Here is an 840-nt window from a genome sequence, read left to right on the forward strand (position 1 = left end):
CTGGCATGTGCGCACGCTCCTTGCGCGGGAACCGGGAGATCTCCAGTCCTGGCATGTGCGCACGCTCCTTGCGCGGGAACCGGGAGATCTCCAGTCTGACCGTCGGCGCCAATATGGGCTGACGGCCCGCATCGGGAAGGCGAGGAGCCGAAGCCGATGATGCAGCAGCGCCGGCGGCACCCGGTGCGCACATCGATGTCGCCATCGATGCCCCGGCAGGCGGTGGTCACCCGCCGCTGCGTCAGTACAGCCTGTGCCAGGGCCCCGACGAGACGAATTTGTATCGCATTGGGGTGAAGCGCGAGACCAATTCGCGCGGAGGCTCCGAGTGGCTGCATCAATCGGTTCGGGCAGGGGATGTCCTCAGTATCGGAGAACCGAGGAACAACTTCCCATTGACGGAAGCGGCTGGATTTCACGTGCTGGTCGCAGGAGGGATCGGCATCACACCGATGCTCGGCATGGCATTGCACCTTCTAGTACGTCAACCCGAAAGTATCGGAACATATCGGTGGCTGAGCTTTCGATCCGCATCCTGCCGAGTGAAGCTCCATTTGATGGTTCGCTTTCGATGGTTGCGCTCGCGCTGCCAAGCGTTGACTTCGGATTGAAGAGCCTGTCGACTGGGAATTCGCCGATCCAGGCACTGACGACTGAGGATTCCGATCTCGATCTCTGCCATGTTCAGCCAACTCGCGTGCTTGGGCGTGTAGTGGAACTCCACCCTGCGCAGCAGTTTGGACGCGGCGCGTTGACCCAGCACATCTTCGAAGCACTTTCTGAAGTGCGTGTTCAAGTTGTCGAGTACCAGATGCACACGCTTGGCTTTCGCGTATACCC

At 60.6% G+C, this 840-nt stretch carries 1 protein-coding gene; it reads right to left on the reverse strand.

Going from position 1 to position 840, the window contains the following annotated elements:
* Positions 1-484: 484 nt before the first annotated feature.
* Complete coding sequence (locus tag AC1DY5_RS57380) at positions 485-817, reverse strand: transposase (RefSeq protein ID WP_478122998.1); 333 nt, start codon at positions 815-817, stop codon at positions 485-487.
* Between the last annotated feature and the right edge of the window lie 23 nt (positions 818-840).

This window comes from Variovorax sp. P4_D9 (assembly GCF_056401695.1).